We start from the raw sequence: 21,058 nt of genomic DNA on the forward strand, positions 1-21,058 counted from the left end.
GCGGCGGATTCGCGGGATGGAGCCAGCTGGGCGGGCAGACGCGCCGCACGCCTGTCCGCGAGGGCAGGCAACAGCGCGTACCGAAGCTCGCATCATAGAGGAAAACCGCAACCGGCTGCATACCGGTGCAGCGCGCGCCGCAATGTCCGCGGCCGCTACATCTGCTTGAACAGGTACGCGTATTGCCTGGCCACGGGCAGCGATTCCGGCCGGTCGCGCAAGCGCAGCGACACGCGCCCCAGCGACTGCGTGACCGCGCTGGCCACGCATGCGATATTGACCACCGTGCCGCGGTGGATCTGCCAGAAGCGCTCGGGATCGAGCTGCTGCGTCAGTTCGCGCAGGCTGGTGCGGATCAGCGCTTCACCGCCGGCGGAGACCACGTTGACATACTTGTCGGTGGCTTCCAGGTAGATCACCTCGTCGACCGGGATGATGCGCACCTCCTGCCCGACCAGCGCGCGGATAAAGCGCAGGTAGTTGCCCTGCGGCTCCGGCGCGCCGCGCGCGCCCAGGGCCGGGTGTTCCAGCGCCTCGAGGCGATGGAGCAGTTGCGCGAGCTGGCCGTTGTCGATCGGGGCCGTGCTTGGCTCGGCATCGGCAAGGGCCGCCGCCAGGCGCGCCTTCAGGCGCGCGACGGTCGCCTCCAGCCGCTCGTGCTGCACGGGCTTGAGCACGTAGTCGACGGCGGCACGCTCGAATGCCTCCAGCGCGAACTGGTCGTAGGCGGTCACGAATACCACCAGCGGCGGCACATCGAAGTCGACCAGCTCGCGCGCCACATCCATGCCGCTCATGCCGGGCATGCGGATGTCGAGGAACACCACGGTGGGCTGGTACTGGCGCGCCGCATCGAGCGCCGACACGCCGTCATGGACTACGCCGGCGATCCTGGCTTCGGGCCACAGCACCGCCAGCTCGGATTCCAGCACGCGGGCCAGCAAAGGTTCGTCATCGGCAATCAGCAGGGTTGGGGTCATGGCGGAGATCAGGGGGCGTGACCAGCGTCAGTAGGCAGAATGAGCGGGCATTGGACGGTGCCCGACTCGAATGATCAAGGGCGCGGCATGGCCGGCGTTACGCCGGCAGGCGTGGCCGGCACCGCGGCGTGCACCGGCGGCGGCACCGGCAACTCGGTGTGCCTGGTCAGCGGCAGCGTCAGCCGCACCACCACGCCGCGCGGCGTGTTTTCTTCCATCTGCATGCTGGCCGCCGCACCGAAAATACGCGCCAGCCGTTCGCGCACATGGGTCAGGCCCAGTCCCGAGCCCTTGCCCGAGCCATGGCCAAACCCGACGCCGGTATCGGCAATGATGACTTGCACCGCATCGTCCCCGGCCGCGCGCGCCGACAGCGTGATATGGCCGCCGCGCATGCAGGGCTCGATGCCATGCGTCACCGCGTTCTCCACCAGCGGCTGGATCAGCATGGGCGGGATCTCCACGCCGTCCAGCGCGGGCGGCAGGTCGATGTCATAGCCCAGCCGCGTGCCGAAGCGCATGCCCTGGATATCCAGGTAGCTGCGCAGCAGCTCGAACTCCTGGCGCAGCGTGCACTGTTCCGCGCGCGTATGCAGCAGCGAGGTGCGCAGAAACCCGATCAGCCGCTGCAGCAGCTTGCGCGCTGTGCGCGGGTCGGTAGCGATCAGCCCGTCGAGGTTGGCCAGCGAATTGAACAGGAAATGCGGCTCGATCTGCGCCTGCAGCGCCATCAGCTGCGCGCGTACGAGCTGCTTCTCTGCCTCCTCGCGCTGCAGGGCGTCCAGAGCGGCCTGGCGCTCCAGGTAAGCGAGCTTTTCGCGCGACCAGTAGAAGTAGATCATGCTCGCCGACGCCAGCATGCCCACCACCAGGCACATGCGCAGCATGTCCCCGGTTTCGGCGGAGAGCTTTGGCGGCAAGTCCAGCACCTCGCGCGTGGCCCAGCTGCCCAGGACCACGCCCATGGGCACGGCGGCGGCGGCCAGGATCAGGAATGGCCAGCGCCGCGGGCGTTCATTCCACCAGATCAGCACGCGCGGGATATCGATCAGCAGCCAGATCGACAAGCCAATCAGGTGGCTATAGACGAAGTTGTGCCACAACGTGCCGCCGGTCTGGAAGCCATAGTTCAGGCTGACGGCGATCACCGTGTTCATGCATAGCACGAACAGCAGGTCGCGTCCAAGCATGGTCAGCCGCGAAGGATGGGCGGAGGAAAGACAGCGGTCCATGGCATTCATGTTAGCGCGGCCTGTGCCGGGTGCAATGCGGGAGGGTCCGGATGCCGGCGGTCAACGCGCATCGCGGTCGTCGGGCAGTCGACGGGATCAGCACCGCAGCGCAAGTCGGCGTGCCAGCAGGACCACGCCCGCCACCATCAGCAGCACGGGCCACCAGTCGTGGGCGAACTGCGCGGGCAGCATGCCGCGGTATTGCAGCAGGAGTACGCCCCCAGCCAGGATCAGGATCAACGGGACAAACACGCCCCGGCCGTTGCGGCCAGCTTTCATGGTCTCTCTCCTTCGTCGATGGGATCGCGCGCAATATCTGTTGCGCTGCGGCATGGACCGGAGAGACGGCTTCCCCGGCATGTGCAGGCACTTTACGACGCTTGTGGGCCAGAAGGAAAGCGTCTTGCGACGAATGGCGGGCGCGCGGCGCGAACCGCGCGGTGGCCGGATGGACTGCGGCGTGCGCAGCAGCCCGCACAGCAGCGGGCCAGCGCCGTGGCCCGTGTGGCGATTGGTGCAGCCTGGCGCGGGTCTCAGGCTGCCAGCGCCTGCTGCGTGTCGGCTTCGCCCAGTGCGCTGCTGACGGTGTCGCGCGACAGGTGCGGCGCGAACATATTGATGAAGGCGTGCGCGTAGCCGCGCAGGTAGGCGCCTCGGCGCAACGCCACGCTGGTGGTATTGGAGGCGAACAGGTGGTCCGCGGAAATCCGCACCAGGCCGGTGTCCTTGCGCTCGTCATAGGCCATCGACGCGATAATGCCCACGCCCAGTTCCAGCTCCGCATAGGTCTTGATCACGTCGGCGTCCAGCGCGGTCAGCACAATCTCTGGCTGCAGGCCAGCCTCGGCAAAGGCGCCGTCGATCTTGCGCCGTCCGGTAAAGCCAGCGTCGTACGTGATGAGCGGGAAGCCTGCCACGTCCTCCAGCGTCGGTTCGGGCAGGCGTGTCAGCGGATGATCCGGCGACACCACCAGCACGTGCTGCCAGGTGTAGGCGTCGAACGAGGTCAGTCCGGACTCGGTGGCCAGCGCCTCGGTCGCAATGCCGATGTCGGCTTGCCCGGTCAGCAGCAGTTCGACGATATGCGTGGGCGACGCTTCCTGCAGCGCCAGCGTGACGTGCGGATAGGCGCGGCGGAACGACTGCACCACGCGGGGCAAGGCGTAGCGCGCCTGCGTGTGGGTCGTGGCGACCGTCAGGCGACCGGTATGGCGGCCAGCAAATTCGTCGCCAGCCTGGCGCAGGTTCTCCGCCTCGAGCAGCAGGCGCTCGACAATGCGCACGATCTCGCGGCCCGGTTCGGTCAGCCCGGTCAGGCGCTTGCCGTAGCGCTCGAAAATCTCCACACCGAGTTCTTCCTCCAGTTCGCGGATCTGGCGCGATACCCCCGGCTGCGAGGTGTAGAGCGCGTTGGCGACCTCGGTCAGGTTGAACTGGCGGCGCACCGCCTCGCGGATGGATCGGAGTTGCTGGAAATTCATTGCCCTGCCCCTTGTCGGCTTGTTGCCGCGCCGTTGCCGCGCGCGTTCGATTGTTATGGTGTCGGCTGGTTGAAGACGCGCAGCTGGCGCGGCCGTACCGCAAGCAGCTCGCCTTCGCGGAAGCCCGCGTGGCGGTAGCGCTCCAGCGGCAGGGCCACCTCGATCACGTCCTGGTTGTCCTCGCGCTCGAGTTCGAGCTGGGCGACCGGGCCCAGCGTCAGCGCGCGGCGCAGCGTGACGGCGATGCCGTCGGTGCCCGGCGCATAGCGCTCGAGATCCAGGTCGTGCGGGCGCACATAGGCCACCGCATCGCCGGCGGTCTCGTGGCCGCTGCCCACCACCGGCAGCACCGCTTCGCCGGTGTGCAGCAGGCCGCCGCTCTCGCCCACTTCCAGGCGGCCGTGGAACAGGTTGACGTTGCCGAGGAAGCCGAACACGAACGGCGTGGCCGGATGGTTGTAGACCGCTTCAGGCGAGCCAAACTGTTCGACATGGCCACGGTTCATCAGCACCACCTGGTCGGCCACTTCCAGCGCTTCTTCCTGGTCGTGCGTGACGAACACACTGGTAACGTGCAGATCGTCATGCAAGCGCCGCAGCCAGCGGCGCAGTTCCTTGCGCACCTTGGCGTCGAGCGCGCCGAATGGCTCATCGAGCAAGAGCACGCGCGGCTCCACCGCCAGCGCGCGGGCCAGTGCGATACGCTGGCGCTGGCCGCCAGACAGCTGCGCGGGATAGCGGTCGGCCAGCCAGTCGAGCTGCACCAGTTCCAGCAGCGACTTCACCTTCTCGCGGATCTGCGCCTCGCTCGGGCGTTCGGCGCGCGGCTTCACGCGCAGGCCGAAGGCCACGTTCTCGAACACGCTCATATGCTTGAACAAGGCATAGTGCTGGAACACGAAGCCCACCTGACGCTGGCGCACATGCTGCTGCGAGGCATCTCGCCCGGCCAGTACGATCTGGCCCGCGTCGGCACGCTCCAGGCCCGCGATGATGCGCAGCAGCGTGGTCTTGCCGCAGCCTGATGGCCCGAGGAGCGCAGTCAGCTCGCCCTCTTCGAAGTCCAGCGAGACGTTGTCCAGCGCGACAAAATCCCCAAAGCGCTTCTCTACGTTCTTGACCTTAATGCTCATGATGCCTGTCCTTGCAAAGCGGCCAATGGGACTTCCGCGGCAGCGTCTTCGTTTTCCTTGCGGGCGCGAAGTTCCACCAGCGTCTTGATGCCCAGCGTGACCAGGGCCAGCAGCGTCAGCAGCGATGCCACCGCGAATGCCGCCGCGAAGTTGTACTCGTTGTAGAGGATCTCGACATGCAGCGGCATGGTATTGGTCAGCCCGCGGATATGGCCCGACACCACCGACACCGCGCCGAACTCCCCCATCGCCCGCGCATTGCACAGGATCACGCCGTACAGCAGGCCCCAGCGGATATTGGGCAGCGTGATATGCCTGAACGTCTGCCAGCCCGATGCGCCCAGCACGATGGCCGCTTCTTCCTCTTCGCTGCCCTGCGCCTGCATCAGTGGAATCAGCTCGCGCGCCACGAACGGGAAGGTCACGAAGATGGTGGCCAGCACGATGCCCGGCACCGCAAACATGATCTTGATGTCATGCGTCTCGAGCCACGGCCCGAACCAGCCTTGCGCGCCGAACAGCAGCACATAGACCAGGCCCGAAATCACCGGCGACACCGAGAACGGCAGGTCGATCAGCGTGATCAGCAGGTTCTTCCCGGGAAACTCGAACTTGGCGATGGCCCACGCCGCCGCCACGCCGAACACCAGGTTCAGCGGCACGGCGATCGCGGCCACCGTCAGCGTGAGCTGGATCGCGGACAAGGCATCCGGCTCGACCAGCGCTTCCCAGTAGGTCTGCACGCCCTTGCGCAGCGCCTCGTAGAAGACCGAAGCGAGCGGCACGAACAGGAACAGCGCGAGGAACAGCACCGCCACGGTGATCAGCGTGTAACGCACCCACGGCGCTTCGTTGGTCGCGTCAAATTTATGGTGGGCCGTGCCCTGCCGCCCGAGGCGGCCCGAAACTGCGCCGGCCATGTCAGTGTTCCTTGCCCGTGGCGGGCGCTTCGAGTGCCAGGCCGTCGCGCGCGCCAGACTGGTGGCGGCGGGTCCAGGCCTGCAGCAGGTTGATCAGCAGCAGCAGCGCGAAGGAAATCACCAACATCACCACGGCCACCGCGGTAGCGCCCGCGTAGTCGTATTGCTCGAGCTTGGAATAGATCATCAGCGGCGCGATTTCCGAGACCATCGGCATGTTGCCGGAGATGAACACCACCGAGCCGTACTCGCCAGTGGCCCGCGCGAACGACAGCGCAAAGCCCGTCAACAGCGCCGGCAGGATGGCAGGCAGAATCACGCGCCCGAAGGTCTGCAGGCGCGTGGCCCCGAGGCTGGCAGCGGCCTCTTCCAGTTCCTGTTCGACGTCTTCCAGCACCGGCTGCACCGTGCGCACGACGAACGGCAGGCCGATGAACGTCAGCGCGACCACCACGCCCAGTGGGCTGAAGGCGACCTTGATGCCGAGCGGCTCCAGGTAGCGGCCGATCCAGCCATTACCCGCGAACAGTGCCGTTAGCGCGATACCCGCCACCGCGGTAGGCAGTGCGAACGGCAGGTCCACCAGCGCATCGATCAGGCGCTTGCCGGGAAAGCGGTAGCGCACCAGCACCCACGCCACCGCCAGCCCGAAGACCGTATTGATGATTGCCGCGATCAGCGACGCGCCAAAGCTCAGCTGGTAGGAAGCCACCACGCGCGGCGCCGTCACCGTGGTCCAGAAGCCATCCCACGTCATCGTGAACGTCTTCAGGAATACCGCCGACAGCGGAATCAGGACGATCAGCGTCAGATAGAAGATCGTGAAGCCCAGCGACAGGCCAAAGCCGGGCAGCACGGTGAAGCGCTGGCGGCCGTTGCGTCTCGGCGCATTGCGGGTGGCGCCCGATTCTGGCGCGGCCGGGGATGGCGTGTCCGCCAGGGAAATGGAGGGTGGCATGTGGTCTCGTCTGTGGTGGGCCCCTCGCCAGACGGGCCTCACTTATGAAACCGGCGCATAAAGCGCCGGCCTACGAGACAAATTCTGCAGATGCGTCCTTATAAACAGAACGAATCTTTACGAATTTTCTTAGACGAATTAGATATAAGGAACTGCGGAAGCCACTTCTACACCCGCTTCCCACGGGCCGGCCTGATCTCCCGTGGCTTCGGCGCTACCTTCGAATCCAATGCGCTGCACCAACGTGCCGAGCAGGGCCAGCCCTTCGCCCCACTCGCCCAAGCCGGAATCGGCATTGATGTGACCCAGGCTGCCCGCATCGATCAGCTCGCTGCCCCACAGCGTGCCCCAGCTGAAGGCCGTGCGTTGTGGCATCCATGGATCATTGCGGCTCGCCACCAGGATCGTCGGGAACGGCAGCCGGTAGGTAGGCAGCAGGTGGGCGACGCCGAACTTGTCCGGGTCGGCCGGCGCCACCAGCAGCGCGCCCGCAATCCAGGCCGGATCCAGCGCCGCCTGCCGCAGCGTCGCCAGACAGCCGAAGCTGTGTGCGACCAGGACGGCGCCGCGTGCCGCCACGCGCTGCGCGCGCATCACGCCCTCCGACACGCGTTCGGCCCACAGCGGCAGGCTGGGACGCGACCAGTCATGCTGTTCCACGCGCTGCCAGTCGGGAAAGCGCTGCTCCCAGCGGCTCTGCCAGTGGCCGGGGCCGCTGCCATGCAGGCCCGGCACGGTCAGCACCTGCAGATGCCGGGGGATGTCCAGCCGGGGAACCGGCTTACTGCGATCCGTCATACCACCTCCTCGCTCAATGTCCGCGCGTCACGCAGGTTTGCGGGCGTTACCAGTCCACCGGCAAATACCCCCTGCCCCAGTCCGATGCCGGCCGCCTGCAGGCGCTCCACGCTCCGCGCGTCCTGCAGCCGCCGGCCGATCAACGTCACGCCGGAACTGGCCGCGCTCGCGCGCAGTCCGGCGAGTTGGCGATCGGTCCAGGTGCGGCGCATGTCGAGCTTGAGCCAGTCCGGCACCGCATGCGCCATCAGCGCGCCGGCCTCGGCCGGGTCGGAGGCCTGCAGGCTCACGGCAAAGCCATTGCGGCGATAATTTCCCACCACGTGAAGCAGCAGCGGCAGGTCATCATTGGCACTGGCCGGCACCTGGATCACGAATCGCTCCAGCGGCAGTCCGAGCGACTGCAGCGCGCGCCGGAACGCGGCGCCGTGGTCATCCGCCACCGCGGCCAGCAAGCGGTTGTGCACATTGAGCACGAGCTTGTGCGAACCTTCGGCCGCAAAGTAATTGATCGCATGCAGCAGGCGCGACAGCCGGTCCAGCGACACCAGCGTCGTGTCATCGGCCGCCATGGCAAACAGCTTCCACGCGGCCAGGCCCATGCCATCCTCCGCATAGGTATGGACCGCGCCTTCGTGTGCCACGACCTCGCGGTCGGCCAGCGTCACCAGCGGCTCGAACGCGCTGGTCAGCGAACAGTTGAAGAACTGGCCCTGCACCTGGCCGCGCGCATCGCGCCACAGCTGGCGGTCGGCCAGCGGCTGCCGCGGCAGCGTGTCAAGGTAGCGCTCGAGAGCGCTGGACCTGGCTTCGGGTGCATTCGCGCCTGCGATGGCCATGCTTCTGTTTCCTTTCGCGCCTCCCGGCACGGGGATTTCGTTTGATGTTCACGCTGCGGGCCGTGCGCACATGGCCCGCGGCAACTTACAGCTTGGCAATGGATACCTCGGTCGCCTTGACCAACGCAACGACTTCACTGCCCAGCGTCAGGCCGAGGTCGCGAATCGAGCGCGTGGTAATGACCGAGGTAACGATGCCGGCCGGCGTTTCCACATCCACTTCGGAAACCACCGGACCTTCGATGATGGCGGCGACCTTGCCGCGAAACTGGTTGCGTACGTTGATGGCCTGAATGCTCATGATAGAAGCTCCTTTGGTGAAGGCGTATGAAGATTGTGTAATGACGATGTGCGGGTTTCGGATGCGTTACACCGCGAAGCGCACCGACTCCACCGTGCGTACCAGCGACCAGTCCGCAGTGGGTTCCTGCTCCACCTGCGGTGGCGAGCCGACGGACGGGGTGTGCTGCATGACCCGACGCAGCACACGCTCTTCCAATTGCGCGAACGCTGCCGAACCGTGCTGCCGTGGCCTGGCAAGCGCGACGGGTTCATCCATCGCAATGTGGCCGTCCTCGATCAGCACGATGCGGTCCGCCAGTGCCACGGCCTCGGACACATCGTGCGTCACCAGCAGCGCGGTAAAGCCGAGCCGGCCCCACAGCGATTCGATCAGCCCCTGCATCTCGATGCGCGTGAGCGCATCCAGCGCGCCGAGCGGCTCGTCAAGCAGCAGCAACCGCGGGTGATGCACGAGCGCGCGCGCCAGGGCAACACGCTGGCGCTGGCCGCCGGAAAGCCGTGCCGGCCATGCTTCCGCGCGATCCGCCAGGCCGACCTGCGCCAGCACCGCCGCTGCCTCTTCGCGACGCTCGCGCGGCAGGCCCAGCGCGACGTTTCCCAGCACGCGCTTCCACGGCAGCAGGCGAGCGTCCTGGAACATCACGCGGATGTCCTGCTGCCGCGCGCGGGCCGGTTGCGCATCGAGCGTGATGGCGCCTTCGTCCGTGGCTTCCAGCCCGGCAACGAGCCGCAGCAAGGTGCTCTTGCCGCAGCCGCTGCGCCCGACGATGGCGACGAACTCCCCCGGTGCCGCGCTCAGCGCGATACGGTGCAGCACCGCGCGCCCGTCATAGCGCTTGATCACCTGATGCACGTGCAGCGCCACACCGCCGGCGGGCGCATCAGACTGGCGCGCCCGGCGCACTTCCTTCAGGTTTGCATCGGCATACGCGAGCGCGGCCTGTTCTACCGGATTGCTTTGCATGTCAGTTCTCCCTTGCTTCAGGCGGCTTGATAACCCGGATGCCAGCGCAGCCAGAAGCGCTCCAGCCCGCGCGACATCACATCGGCCAGCTTGCCGAGCAGCGCATAGAGCAGGATGCCGACCAGCACCACATCGGTCTGCAGGAACTCGCGCGCGTTCATGGTCATGTAGCCGATGCCCGACTGCGCGGAGATAGTCTCGGCCACGATCAGGATCACCCACATCAGGCCCAGCGAGAATCGCACGCCAACCAGGATGCTGGGCAGCGCGCCGGGCAGGATCACCTCGCGATAAAGCGACCAGCCCGACAGCCCATAGCTGCGCGCCATTTCGACCAGCCCCGGATCGACGGAGCGGATGCCGTGGAACGTATTCAGGTACACCGGAAAGAACACACCCAGCGCAACCAGGAACAGCTTGGCGGTCTCGTCGATGCCGAACCAGAGGATCACCAGCGGGATCAGCGCCAGCGTCGGGATGTTGCGGATCATCTGCAGCGTGCTGTCGAGCAGCGTGGCAGCGCTGCGGAACGTGCCGGTCAGCAGTCCGAGCAGCAAACCCAGGCCACCGCCCACGGCAAGGCCCACAGCGGCGCGCCACGTGCTGACCCAGACATGAGTCCACAGATCACCGGAACGGGCCAGCTCCCACGCAGCACGCACCACGGCCAATGGCGCGGGCAGCACGCGTGTGGACAACCAGCCGAACTCCGATGCGGCCTGCCAGGCGACGAACAGCAGCGCCGGCACTACCCATGGCGCCAGCGTGCGCGCCACGGTGCGCCATTCGCGGCGCGATGCGATCAAGGAAGCAGACATGGCGATCTCCTCAGCTTTGCGAAGCGCGCGGCACGATGCCGGTCGCCATGACTTCACCGAACGGCCCCGACAGCACCTGGCCCGGCAACTTGCTACGCACCGAACGCGGCAGCAGCGGGAACACCAGTTCCGCGAAACGGTAGGCCTCTTCCAGATGCGGATAGCCGGACAGCACGAAGGTGTCGATGCCCAGTTCCGCGTATTCGCCCATGCGCTCCGCTACCTGTTGCGGATCGCCGACGAGCGCCGTGCCCGCGCCACCACGCACCAGGCCCACGCCGGCCCACAGGTTCGGACCGATTTCCAGTGCCTCGCGCGTGCGCTTGCCGCCGCCGGCATGCAAGGCGGCCATGCGGCGCTGGCCCTCCGAATCCATCTTTGCGAACACCGCCTGCGCGCGCGCCACGGTGTCGTCGTCGAGGCGGCTAATCAGATCGTCGGCCGCGGCCCAGGCGGCGGCTTCGGTCTCGCGCACGATCACGTGCAGGCGGATGCCGAACTTCACCGTGCGGCCGTGGCGTGCCGCGTGCCTGCGCACATCGGCGAGTTTCTGCGCGACCTCCGCCGGCGGCTCGCCCCAGGTCAGGTAGGTATCGACTTGTTCACCCGCGAGTTCGTGCGCGGCTGCGGAAGAACCACCGAAGTACACCGGAGGATGCGGCCGTTGCAACGGCGGGTACAGCACGCGCGCGCCCTTCACCTTGAGATGACTTCCTTCAAAGCTGATCTCGCCACTGTCGTGGCTTGCCGCCAGCACGTCACGCCAGATGCGGATGAATTCGGCCGAGGCCTCATAGCGCGCAGCGTGATCGAGGAACAAACCGTCGCCCTCCAGCTCGGCCACGTCACCGCCCGTCACCAGATTCACCAGCAGACGGCCATTCGAGATGCGGTCGAACGTGGCGGCCATGCGCGCGGCCAGCGTCGGCGTCATCAATCCCGGGCGCACGGCCACGAGAAAACGCAGGCGCTGTGTCACGGCAGCCAGCGCAGAAGCCACTACCCACGGATCTTCGCAAGAGCGGCCGGTAGGAATCAGCACGCCTTCATAGCCAAGCGTATCGGCGGCGACGGCTACCTGCTTCAGATAGTCGATGCCGACCTCACGCGCACCTTCGGATGTGCCCAGGTAGCGGCTGTCGCCGTGGGTCGGGATAAACCAGAAAACTTGCATGTCGGAACCTCGTTATCGTTGTGGCCGCGCGCCTCAGCGCTGCGCCTGCTGCCAGCTTGCGTCCGAGACCTTGATCGGCTTCGGGATCAGCTTGAGCGAATGAAAGACATCGGCAATGCGCTGCTGCTCGGCGAGCACCTCGGCGTTCACCGGCCGCGCGCCATACGAGAACCGCGATACGGCCAGTTCCAGCACGGCAGGCTCCAGGCCGACCTCCCCGATCAGAACTGCTGACGCGTCCTTCGGGTTCTTCTCGGCCCACGCACCCAGCGATGCCAGTTCATCGAGCAACAGCCTTACGATCTCCGGCTTTGCCTCCGCATACGGGCGCGACGCCAGATAGAACTGATGGTTGCTGACCACGTTCTTGCCATCCGCGCCGCGGCCATCGGCCAGCACGCGCGCGCCGAGCTGCTTTTCGGCGGCAGCCAGGAACGGGTCCCAGATCACCCATGCGTCGACCGCGCCGCGTTCGAAGGCAGCGCGCGCGTCAGCCGGCGGCAAATAGACCGGCTGGATCTCGTTGTAAGGAATGCCAGCCTTCTCGAGCTGGCGCACCAGCAGGTAATGGACGTTCGAGCCCTTGTTCAGCGCCACGCGTTTGCCGCGCAGATCCGCCACGCTCTTGATGGCGGAGCCTTTGGGCACGACGATGGCTTCGGCAGTCGGCGCCGGCGGCTCGTTGCCGATATACGCGAGCTGTGCACCGGCGGCCTGCGCAAAGATCGGCGGCGCCTCGCCAACGGTGCCGAAATCGATCGCGCCGACATTGAGGCCTTCCAGCAGTTGCGGGCCGGCCGGGAACTCGGTCCACTTGACGGTGATTCCCTGCGGCGCAAGGCGCTTCTCCAGCGTGCCGCGCGCCTTCAGCAGCGTCAGCGTGCCGTACTTCTGGTAGCCGATGCGCAGCACCTTGGCATCGACGGTCTTCGACTGGGCTTCGGCACGGCCCGGCACCAGGCCATAGGCCACGCCGGTGGCGATCACGAGTGCAGCAATCAGGGCGCGGCGCCGACGCTGGTTCGCGATCTGCGGGTGGCGCGAAGTGGTTGCGGATTCGCCGGCAAGCGGCGACAAGGTCGACGATGTCATGGATTCTTTCCTGAGCCGGCACGCGTCCGGCAATCTGCCTGCATGGATGGATGGATGGTCTTGGCCGGATCGTCGGCCGATGTGTGCAGCACCCCGGGCAACAACCCGCCCTGCCGGCCTGGTGCACAGGCGGCATGACAACAGGATTGCCGGTGAGGCCGGCCAGCGCTGACGCGCTAGTGGCCGGCCGGGCTACGGATCAGCTCAGGCAGGACATCGCTGCGCCACCGCGGCTTGCGCGGCGCACCGGGCCGGCGGGACCGGCACGAATTGAAGCGGGACGTCGATGCGCGCACGGGCCAGTGCCTCGCGCACGCGTAGCACGCCCTCTTCCAGGCGCAGAGCCAGCGCGGCGTCAAAGCGCGCGGGCTCGCTTCCGTCGATCTCGATCTGCTGGTCCACGGCAAAAATGCCGGGCAGGATATGGCGCGAACCGAGTGCCGACAGGACCGGACGCAGGGCATAGTCGATCGCCAGCGCATGCGCCAGGCTGCCGCCGGTGGCGATCGGCAGCACGACCTTGTCGCGCAGGCCGGTCTGCGGCAATAAATCGAGGAAGGCTTTCAGCAAGCCGCTGTACGCCGCCTTGTAGACCGGCGTGGCCAGCACCACCACTTGCGCCTCGGCGACGGCGCGCGCGGCGGCGGCAATGGCGGGATCATCGGCGCGCGCGGCCAGCAGAGGGCCGGCGGGCAGTCCGCGCAGGTCGATGTGGCGGGTGCCTTCGCCAACCGCTTCCAGCTCGCCGCGCAGGTGGGCCAGCAGGTGAGCGGAGCGCGATTGCGCCGAGGGACTGCCGGACAGGGTGAGGATGGACATCGGGGCTTCCTTCTTCGGGTTGGCGGGACGGTGCCGGATGCCCGGGACACCGGCCCCGGCCCGTCCGTCTCGGTGGATTACTTCTTGCCGGGCAGGTAGATCTGGTCGAACGAACCGCCATCGGCAAAGTGGGTCTTCTGCGCCGTCTGCCAGCCGCCGAACACTTCATCGATCGTGAACAGCTTGACCTTCGGGAAGTTCGCCGCGTACTTGGCGGCGATTTTCGGGGAGATCGGCCGGTAATAGTTCTTGGCCGCGATCTCCTGGCCTTCGTCGGTGTACAGGAACTGCAGGTAGGCCTCGGCCGCCTTGCGGGTGCCCTTCTTGTCCACCACCTTGTCGACCACGGCAACCGGCGGCTCGGCCAGGATGGACACCGACGGCGCGACGATGTCGAACTTGTCCGGTCCCAGCTCCTTGATCGCCAGGATCGCTTCGTTCTCCCAGGCGATCAGCACGTCGCCCAGGCCGCGCTCCACGAACGTGGTGGTGGCGCCGCGCGCGCCCGAATCGAGCACCGGCACGTGTTTGAGCAGCTCGCCGACGAAATCGCGCGCCTTGGCGTCATTGCCGCCCGGCTGGCGCAGCGCATAACCCCATGCCGCCAGGTAGTTCCAGCGCGCACCGCCGGAGGTCTTGGGGTTCGGCGTGATAACCTGCACGCCCGGCTTGACCAGATCGTTCCAGTCCTTGATGCCCTTGGGGTTGCCCTTGCGCACCAGGAACACGATGGTCGACGTGTAGGGCGAAGCGTTGTGCGGCAGGCGCTTTTGCCAGTCGGACTTGAGCAGGCCCTTCTCGGCAATGGCGTCGATGTCGTAGCCGAGCGCCAGCGTGACCACGTCGGCATCCAGCCCGTCGATCACCGAACGGGCCTGCTTGCCCGAGCCGCCGTGCGACTGGCGCACCGTCACCGCATCGCCGCCCTGCGCCTTCCATGCCTTGGCGAATGCGGCGTTCACGTCCACATACAGCTCGCGCGTCGGATCGTAGGAAACATTGAGCAGTGTGGTTGCCGTCGCTGTCTGCGCGGCGCCAAGGGCGGCCACTGCGGCCAGGCCGATGGCCAGCTTGCGAATCATCTAGTTGCTCCCGTCAGGTGTCGTGAATGGCGCTGGAGCGCCTCATTGGCTGCCCGCCGTGGCGGCTGGGCTTCTGTCAGGAGCAAGACTACCGAGCGGCCTATCTGAACGGAACGAATGCTTTCGCCGAACCTTGCGTGTTTTCCGCATAAGATCGGTCGGAAATATGCACATGCCTGCGCACGGCACCGATCCGGGCCGTGCCAGCGCCAGATGCAAGGACATTGCAGAGTGATTCTGTCGGGCGCGCATGGCGCAATGGACATGCGCCAGCTGTAGCACGGCGGCCCGAGCCGAAAACCGGATGCCCAAAAGAAAACGCCCGCACCGTGTTAGCGGTGCGGGCCAAGTTTCCATTTGGAAACGGGTAGACAAGTCATGAAGAGCGCCCCCGCATCTCCATGACGGTTCAGATATTAGCGGGCCGTTCCCATTGGCCAGTTGATGAAGATCAACCGCCCCACGATTGCGGACAAAAAATAAGGACCTCCTCAGAGGTCCTTATTGGATGCACACCGTCCGGTCGATTTAGTCGAGGTTGCGCCCAAACGTGAACTCGCCGTCCTCGTAGTCCACCGGCACCACGTCCTTGGCGGCGAACTTGCCTTCCAGGATGGCGCGCGCCACCGGGTTCTCGATCTGCTGCTGGATCGCCCGCTTGAGCGGACGCGCCCCGAACACCGGGTCATAACCCGCGCTCGCGATCTTCTCCAGCGCCAGCTCGCTGACCTCCAGCGTCATGTCCATGCGGGCCAGGCGGGCCTGCAGGCGTTGCAGCTGGATGCGCGCGATCGACTCGATATTTTTCTGGTCGAGCGCGTGGAACACCACGACCTCGTCGATCCGGTTCAGGAACTCCGGACGGAAATGCGTGCGCACTTCCTGCCAGACGGCGCCCTTCACCGCTTCCTGCGGCTCGCCCACCATCGACTGGATGATCTGCGAACCGAGGTTGGACGTCATCACGATCACCGTGTTCTTGAAGTCCACCGTGCGTCCCTGGCCGTCGGTCAGGCGGCCGTCGTCCAGTACCTGCAGCAGCACGTTGAAGACGTCCGGGTGGGCCTTCTCGACTTCATCGAGCAGCACCACGCTGTACGGCTTGCGGCGTACGGCCTCGGTCAGGTAGCCGCCTTCCTCGTAGCCGACATATCCGGGCGGCGCGCCGATCAGGCGGCTCACGCTGTGCTTCTCCATGAACTCGCTCATGTCGATGCGGATCAGGTGCTCTTCCGAGTCGAACAGGAATTCGGCCAGTGCCTTGCACAGTTCGGTCTTGCCGACGCCGGTCGGTCCCAGGAACAGGAACGAGCCATAGGGCTTGTTCTCGTCCGCCAGACCCGCTCGCGAACGGCGGATGGCATCGGACACCAGCCGCACGGCTTCGTCCTGGCCCACCACGCGGTTGTGCAGGCGGTCTTCCATCTTCAGCAGCTTCTCGCGCTCGCCCTGCATCATCTTCGACACCGGAATACCGGTCGCGCGGCTCACCACTTCGGCGATTTCCTCGGCGCCGACCTGCGTGCGCAGCAGCTTGTTGGGCTGCTTCTGCTCGCTGGCCTCGGCGTCGGTCGCAGCCTTGAGCTTGCCTTCCAGGCCCGGCAGCTTGCCGTACTGCAGCTCGGCCACCTTGTCGAGCTTGCCTTCGCGCTGCAGCTTGGCGATGTCCAGCTTGACCTTCTCGATCTCTTCCTTCAGCGCGGCCGTGCCCTGCGCGGCGCCCTTCTCGGCCTTCCAGATCTCGTCGAGGTCCGCGTACTCCTTCTCCAGGCGCGTGATCTCCTGCTCGATCAGGTCCAGGCGCTTGAGCGAGGCTTCGTCGGTCTCTTTCTTGACCGCTTCGCGCTCGATCTTGAGCTGGATGGTGCGGCGCTCAAGCTTGTCCATCGACTCCGGCTTGGAGTCGATTTCCATCTTGATGCGCGCACCGGCTTCGTCGATCAGGTCGATCGCCTTGTCGGGCAGGAAGCGGTCGGTGATATAGCGGTGCGACAGTTCCGCCGCGGCGACGATGGCCGGGTCGGTGATCTCCACGCCGTGGTGCAGCTCATACTTTTCCTGCAGCCCGCGCAGGATGGCGATGGTCGCTTCCACCGACGGCTCGTCCACCAGCACCTTCTGGAAGCGGCGCTCGAGCGCGGCATCCTTCTCGATGTACTTGCGGTATTCGTCCAGCGTGGTCGCGCCGATGCAGTGCAGCTCGCCGCGCGCCAGCGCCGGCTTGAGCATATTGCCCGCGTCGATCGCGCCTTCGGCCTTGCCCGCGCCGACCATGGTGTGGATCTCGTCGATGAAGACGATGGTCTGGCCCTCATCCTTGGCGACGTCGTTCAGCACCGCCTTCAGGCGTTCCTCGAACTCGCCGCGGTACTTGGCGCCTGCCAGCAGGCCGGCCATGTCGAGCACGAGCACGCGCTTGTTCTTCAGGGTCTCGGGCACCTCGCCGTTGACGATGCGCTGCGCCAGGCCTTCGACGATCGCGGTCTTGCCCACGCCCGGCTCGCCGATCAGCACAGGATTGTTCTTGGTGCGGCGCTGCAGGATCTGGATCGCGCGGCGGATTTCGTCGTCACGGCCGATCACCGGGTCGAGCTTGCCCATGCGGGCGCGCTCGGTGAGGTCGATGGTGTACTTCTTGAGTGCCTCGCGCTGCGTTTCGGCGTCGGCGCTGTTGACGGTATCCCCGCCACGCACGGCCTGGATGGCCGCTTCCAGCGGCTTGCGGTTGAGCCCGTTCTCGCGCGCAATGCGGCCCGCGTCGCCCTTGTCTTCCGACACGGCCAGCAGGAACAGTTCGCTGGCGATGAACTGGTCGCCGCGCTTGATGGCTTCCTTCTCGGCGGCGTTGAGCAGGTTGACGAGGTCGCGGCCCACCTGGACCTCGCTCGTGCCCTGCACTTGCGGCAGGCGCTTGATGGCCGCGTCCAGCGCAGTCTGCAGCCCGTTCACATTCACGCCGGCACGCTGCAGCAGCGCCTTGGCGGCGCCGTCGTTCTGCGCGATCAGCGCGCGCAGCAGGTGCTGCGGTTCGATGTATTGGTTGTCATTGGCCAGTGCCAGGCTTTGCGCATCGGCGAGCGCTTCCTGGAACCGGGTAGTCAGTTTGTCAAGACGCATAGGATTCCCTCTCTCGGTGAGTGTCCTGATGCTAGGGAGCTCGCCCGGCCGGACACTGTATGTCTTACCGAAAGATAAGGCTTCGGCTTGACATTTCAAGACCACGCCGACGCGATCCTCGCACGATAAAAAGTGCAGAAATCGGTCTATGGCGCGAGCAGGCAGGTCAGTGGTCCAAGCGGCGAATACGCCACCGGGGCGCGGCTCGCCGACCCATCGGCGAGCCCATCCGGAACACGGATTAATCCGGTACCTGTACAGACCCGGTACTCGCGGTGATCTGGTTGCCGTTGTCCGGACTTGCCGAGATCGGCGGCACGTTGGCCGGCAGCAGCGTCGGCGCGGTGGTGGTATTGGTGGCGCCGCCGCGGGGGATCGTCCGCACCACCTGCGACGGCGGCAGCGCCTTGCCGGTCGTGAGGTTGTCATAGACCGCATCCAGCGCCCGGATCAGGTACAGGTGCAGCGGCACGTAGCGGTTGCTGTAACCCGACACGGCGCCGATGAAGGCATCGAAATGCTGCGCGTTCTCGACCTCGATATACGACAGCTTGCTGGCTGCGCCTTCCTGCTGCCGGTTGAAGCCGAGATATGGCCGCGAGGTGTGATTGACCGGCAACAGGCCATCGCTGCGGCCGTGCACGATCAGCGCAGGCTTGCCACGCAGGTTGCCCGAACGCTGTATTTCGGACAGGCCCGACTGCAGCGCCAACGCCTGGGAACCGGTGCCAGTCAGCAAGTCCCGCAGGCATCTGGCTCCGTCGAAGTTGGCATCGGGCCGGTTGCTGGAGGCGGACACCGACTGGCCATTCAGGAACGGGCCATGCTGCAGGTCGCGGTCATTGATCAGTTGCACCGTACTGGTCGGCGGTACGCCGTTGCCGGTCGAGAACATCGATGCCAGCGCCGCGGGCGCGATCGCCGCCGGCTTGAAGTCGGTCAGCGTGGCGGCGAAGCTGTAGCCGCACAGCCGGTCGGTCACGCTGGCCCGGGCGTAGGAATTGGCATAGGTCACGGCAATCGAGGCCGCCGTGTCGAAGAGGGCCAGCGACGGATGCAGCGCATCCGATTCCGGCTCCCAGCCAGAATCGTGCAGCGTTTGCAGCGCGCTTGCCGCCTGGTCGCTGACCGTGGTGCCGGAGATCAAGTTGTTGTCGACCAGTGATTGGCACCGGGCGATGTAGAACTGGTTGGTCGCAAACGCCGGCGCATTGACCAGCGAGGTCGCCTGCGACGCGCATAGCTGCAGCAGGTTGGCCGTGGTGATGTAGTCATACAGCAGGCGCCCCGATGCATTGACCTGCCTGCCGCCACGCTTGACCAGGATGTTGGCATTCGGCGGCAGGTTCAGGTTAGGCTCGGCCACGGCCACGCCGTCAATCATGCCGGTGGCGTCCTGCTCGGCCGCCGCGATCGCCGCCCCGCCACCGTTGGAGACACTGGAGGCGATCACCAGGATCGCGTTCTTGCCCAGGGTCCGCTGGCGCACGCCATTTCCGGCGACCAGGCCAAAGCGGTCATTGATCGCCCAAATGCCGAAATCGATGGCCTGCAACGTGAACTTGCCCCAGTCCTTCTCCGGGTTGCGCTGCGAATGGGCATGCTTGAAGGCCAGGCGATGCGGTGCCTGCGTCGTGAAATCGGCCAGCGACAGGATGCCCGGCCTGGCCGCGAACTGTGCGTTGCTGCCGGCGGCGCTGCGCGTCGCGCGCGTGCCGTCGATCAGCGGCACGGTGTCCGTATCGAGGTCGTGCGGTGCGGCGCCAGTGCCCTTGTCGGTATAAGCCACGGCGCAGCCGCGCTTCAGGCCCCACTCGCCCACGGAAATCGCGCCATACACGCCACGCGAACCCGACGAAGTCGCGGTAATCATGCAAGGCTTGCTGAGATTGAACGTGTTCGGGATCTGCACCAGCATCGTCACGTTCTCCTGCCCGCTGCCGTCGTCGGAGAAGGCCAGGTATTCGACGCCGGCGATCCTGCCCTGCCCGGTCGTGACATTGCCCTGCGCATCGACATTGGGCCCGTAGAACGTACCGAAGCCCCCGCCGGCGGTGGTGTCCACGATCGCGCGGTAGTTTGTGTAGATCGCGTAGCGGCGCAGCTCGGCCGCGGTTGGCGCGTTGGGGCTGGCGGGCACCGGCGCCGTGGCGCTTGCCAACCCATCCTTGCCAAGGCCGGCGGTCAGCAAGTCGTCCGTGATGCCGTCATAGGCCTTGATCGTCACCGTGCCGATATTGGCCGGCTTGATATTGGGGTTGGTGTTGCCGTCGCCGCTGTCGCTGCCGCCACAGGCCGCGGACAGCAATGCCGCGGCCGCAGCAAAAGCCATCTTGCCGCGGCGATGAAAGTTGTCATGCTGCATGGGACCCTCCTGGTTTGCTGACTATCCGCTCATGCCGAGAAGACTTCCGAACTGCAAACTGCCGGGCCACCCGCCGCCTTCCCGGGCCCGGGAAGCGTGCGCGCAGCATGTGTTGTTCGACCTTGCCGGTCGGCGTGCATGGCGCGGTTCAGGGCGCGACTGCAACCCGAGCCACAGCAGCCGCTGCCGGCAACACACCGGTCATGGTAGCGAATATGGCCGACGGCACTGTGCAGACTGTGCGGAAGACCACGGTAAGAACGCCCTCACCGCGCCTGCAAGCCGCGCGTGATCATGTCGAAGGCGGCATCGACCACTTTGTCCATCGAGGCCGGCCGCTTCCACAGTGCGTAGCGCATGCCAAGGAAATTGCTGATGCCGATCAGGCACCAGGCGCGCACCTCGGCGTCGCCCGGGCACACTTCGCCCTGCTCGGCCGCGCGGCTCAGGCGCCGGCTGTACAGGTCCGCAAAGACCTGGAAGTAGCCGCTATAGATGGTCTCGTCCACCGAATACGAGTCGAGCACGATCCGGTAGAGATTCTTGTGTCGGGAAACAAAAGACAGGAAAGCCTTCAGTCCGAGCCGTTCGGCGTCCAGCTGGCTGGTGGCCGATGCCAGGTGGTTGCGCAGGTGGGCGCGCAACAACTCCAGCATGTGGTGGACCAGCGCGCGGAAGATGTCTTCCTTGTCCTTGAAGTACAGGTAGAAGGTGCCCATGGCGACCTTGGCTTCCTGCGTGATCTCGGAAATCGATGCGACGTAGTAGCCTTTCTCGCCGAACACCTTTTCGGCGGCACGCAGCAGCGATTCGCGGGTCTTCTGCCCGCGCGCTGTCTTGGGCGGGCAGATGCCGGAGTCAGTCCTGCCCGATTCGGTCTGGGACATCGTGTCTCCACTGTGGCGCTCGGGCGCCCTCTGTGTGCGTTACCAGCGTCCCGCGACCTGCCCCGCCGTCCGGCCTCCTCTGCCCGGTGCGGCACC

At 66.1% G+C, this 21,058-nt stretch carries 19 protein-coding genes; all 19 read right to left on the bottom strand.

Annotation, left to right across the window (positions count from 1 at the left end; genetic code table 11):
- Window positions 1-155: 155 nt before the first annotated feature.
- The 19 genes from ACIGJC_RS08560 to ACIGJC_RS08650 all read right to left on the bottom strand — a co-directional run bounded on the left by ACIGJC_RS08560 (window position 156) and on the right by ACIGJC_RS08650 (window position 20,962).
- The gene (locus tag ACIGJC_RS08560; RefSeq protein WP_483708336.1) at window positions 156-980 is read right to left on the bottom strand and encodes a LytR/AlgR family response regulator transcription factor; all 825 of its coding nucleotides are present in this window, start codon (window positions 978-980) and stop codon (window positions 156-158) included.
- Window positions 981-1,054: 74 nt separating this feature from the next.
- Window positions 1,055-2,221, bottom strand: a complete 1,167-nt coding sequence (locus tag ACIGJC_RS08565; RefSeq protein WP_483708337.1) for a sensor histidine kinase — start codon at window positions 2,219-2,221, stop codon at window positions 1,055-1,057.
- A gap of 87 nt (window positions 2,222-2,308) precedes the next feature.
- The gene (locus ACIGJC_RS08570; RefSeq protein WP_483708338.1) at window positions 2,309-2,491 is read right to left on the bottom strand and encodes a LiaI-LiaF-like domain-containing protein; all 183 of its coding nucleotides are present in this window, start codon (window positions 2,489-2,491) and stop codon (window positions 2,309-2,311) included.
- Window positions 2,492-2,745: 254 nt separating this feature from the next.
- A complete protein-coding gene (locus ACIGJC_RS08575) occupies window positions 2,746-3,693 on the bottom strand; it encodes a CysB family HTH-type transcriptional regulator (RefSeq protein WP_483708339.1) in 948 nt (315 codons plus the stop codon).
- A gap of 53 nt (window positions 3,694-3,746) precedes the next feature.
- The gene (locus ACIGJC_RS08580; RefSeq protein ID WP_483708340.1) at window positions 3,747-4,826 is read right to left on the bottom strand and encodes a sulfate/molybdate ABC transporter ATP-binding protein; all 1,080 of its coding nucleotides are present in this window, start codon (window positions 4,824-4,826) and stop codon (window positions 3,747-3,749) included.
- Window positions 4,823-5,746, bottom strand: a complete 924-nt coding sequence (gene cysW, locus ACIGJC_RS08585) for a sulfate ABC transporter permease subunit CysW (RefSeq protein WP_483708342.1) — start codon at window positions 5,744-5,746, stop codon at window positions 4,823-4,825. The genes ACIGJC_RS08580 and cysW overlap by 4 nt, the downstream gene beginning before the upstream one ends.
- A 1-nt stretch (window position 5,747) precedes the next feature.
- Window positions 5,748-6,704 carry a sulfate ABC transporter permease subunit CysT gene (gene cysT / locus ACIGJC_RS08590; RefSeq protein ID WP_483708343.1) on the bottom strand — a complete coding sequence of 319 codons (957 nt, stop codon included), beginning with the start codon at window positions 6,702-6,704 and terminating at the stop codon, window positions 5,748-5,750.
- A 138-nt stretch (window positions 6,705-6,842) separates the two neighbouring features.
- On the bottom strand, window positions 6,843-7,502 hold the full coding sequence (locus ACIGJC_RS08595; protein WP_483708345.1) for an RBBP9/YdeN family alpha/beta hydrolase: 660 nt from the start codon (window positions 7,500-7,502) through the stop codon (window positions 6,843-6,845).
- The gene (locus ACIGJC_RS08600; protein WP_483708346.1) at window positions 7,499-8,341 is read right to left on the bottom strand and encodes an EAL domain-containing protein; all 843 of its coding nucleotides are present in this window, start codon (window positions 8,339-8,341) and stop codon (window positions 7,499-7,501) included. Before ACIGJC_RS08600 ends, ACIGJC_RS08595 begins: the two co-directional genes overlap by 4 nt.
- Window positions 8,342-8,426: 85 nt before the next feature.
- Window positions 8,427-8,642, bottom strand: a complete 216-nt coding sequence (locus ACIGJC_RS08605) for a TOBE domain-containing protein (protein WP_011298135.1) — start codon at window positions 8,640-8,642, stop codon at window positions 8,427-8,429.
- 66 nt (window positions 8,643-8,708) lie between these two features.
- Entirely contained in the window at window positions 8,709-9,608 is a 900-nt protein-coding gene (locus ACIGJC_RS08610; protein WP_483708347.1) for an ATP-binding cassette domain-containing protein, read from the bottom strand.
- Window positions 9,609-9,625: 17 nt separating this feature from the next.
- The gene (ssuC, locus tag ACIGJC_RS08615; protein WP_483708348.1) at window positions 9,626-10,426 is read right to left on the bottom strand and encodes an aliphatic sulfonate ABC transporter permease SsuC; all 801 of its coding nucleotides are present in this window, start codon (window positions 10,424-10,426) and stop codon (window positions 9,626-9,628) included.
- A gap of 10 nt (window positions 10,427-10,436) precedes the next feature.
- Entirely contained in the window at window positions 10,437-11,600 is a 1,164-nt protein-coding gene (gene ssuD / locus ACIGJC_RS08620; protein WP_483708349.1) for an FMNH2-dependent alkanesulfonate monooxygenase, read from the bottom strand.
- A 33-nt stretch (window positions 11,601-11,633) separates the two neighbouring features.
- On the bottom strand, window positions 11,634-12,692 hold the full coding sequence (locus ACIGJC_RS08625) for a sulfonate ABC transporter substrate-binding protein (RefSeq protein WP_483708350.1): 1,059 nt from the start codon (window positions 12,690-12,692) through the stop codon (window positions 11,634-11,636).
- A gap of 204 nt (window positions 12,693-12,896) precedes the next feature.
- Window positions 12,897-13,511 (bottom strand): NADPH-dependent FMN reductase, encoded by a 615-nt coding sequence (ssuE, locus tag ACIGJC_RS08630; RefSeq protein ID WP_483708351.1) that lies wholly within the window; start codon window positions 13,509-13,511, stop codon window positions 12,897-12,899.
- A gap of 77 nt (window positions 13,512-13,588) precedes the next feature.
- The gene (locus tag ACIGJC_RS08635) at window positions 13,589-14,593 is read right to left on the bottom strand and encodes a sulfate ABC transporter substrate-binding protein (protein WP_483708352.1); all 1,005 of its coding nucleotides are present in this window, start codon (window positions 14,591-14,593) and stop codon (window positions 13,589-13,591) included.
- 528 nt (window positions 14,594-15,121) lie between these two features.
- Window positions 15,122-17,710, bottom strand: a complete 2,589-nt coding sequence (gene clpB, locus ACIGJC_RS08640) for an ATP-dependent chaperone ClpB (RefSeq protein ID WP_483708353.1) — start codon at window positions 17,708-17,710, stop codon at window positions 15,122-15,124.
- Window positions 17,711-17,951: 241 nt separating this feature from the next.
- Entirely contained in the window at window positions 17,952-20,075 is a 2,124-nt protein-coding gene (locus ACIGJC_RS08645) for a D-(-)-3-hydroxybutyrate oligomer hydrolase (RefSeq protein ID WP_483708354.1), read from the bottom strand.
- A gap of 266 nt (window positions 20,076-20,341) precedes the next feature.
- Window positions 20,342-20,962 carry a TetR/AcrR family transcriptional regulator gene (locus ACIGJC_RS08650; RefSeq protein ID WP_483708355.1) on the bottom strand — a complete coding sequence of 207 codons (621 nt, stop codon included), beginning with the start codon at window positions 20,960-20,962 and terminating at the stop codon, window positions 20,342-20,344.
- Between the last annotated feature and the right edge of the window lie 96 nt (window positions 20,963-21,058).

The sequence above is a fragment of the Cupriavidus sp. C3SS-1 genome, from assembly GCF_057073755.1.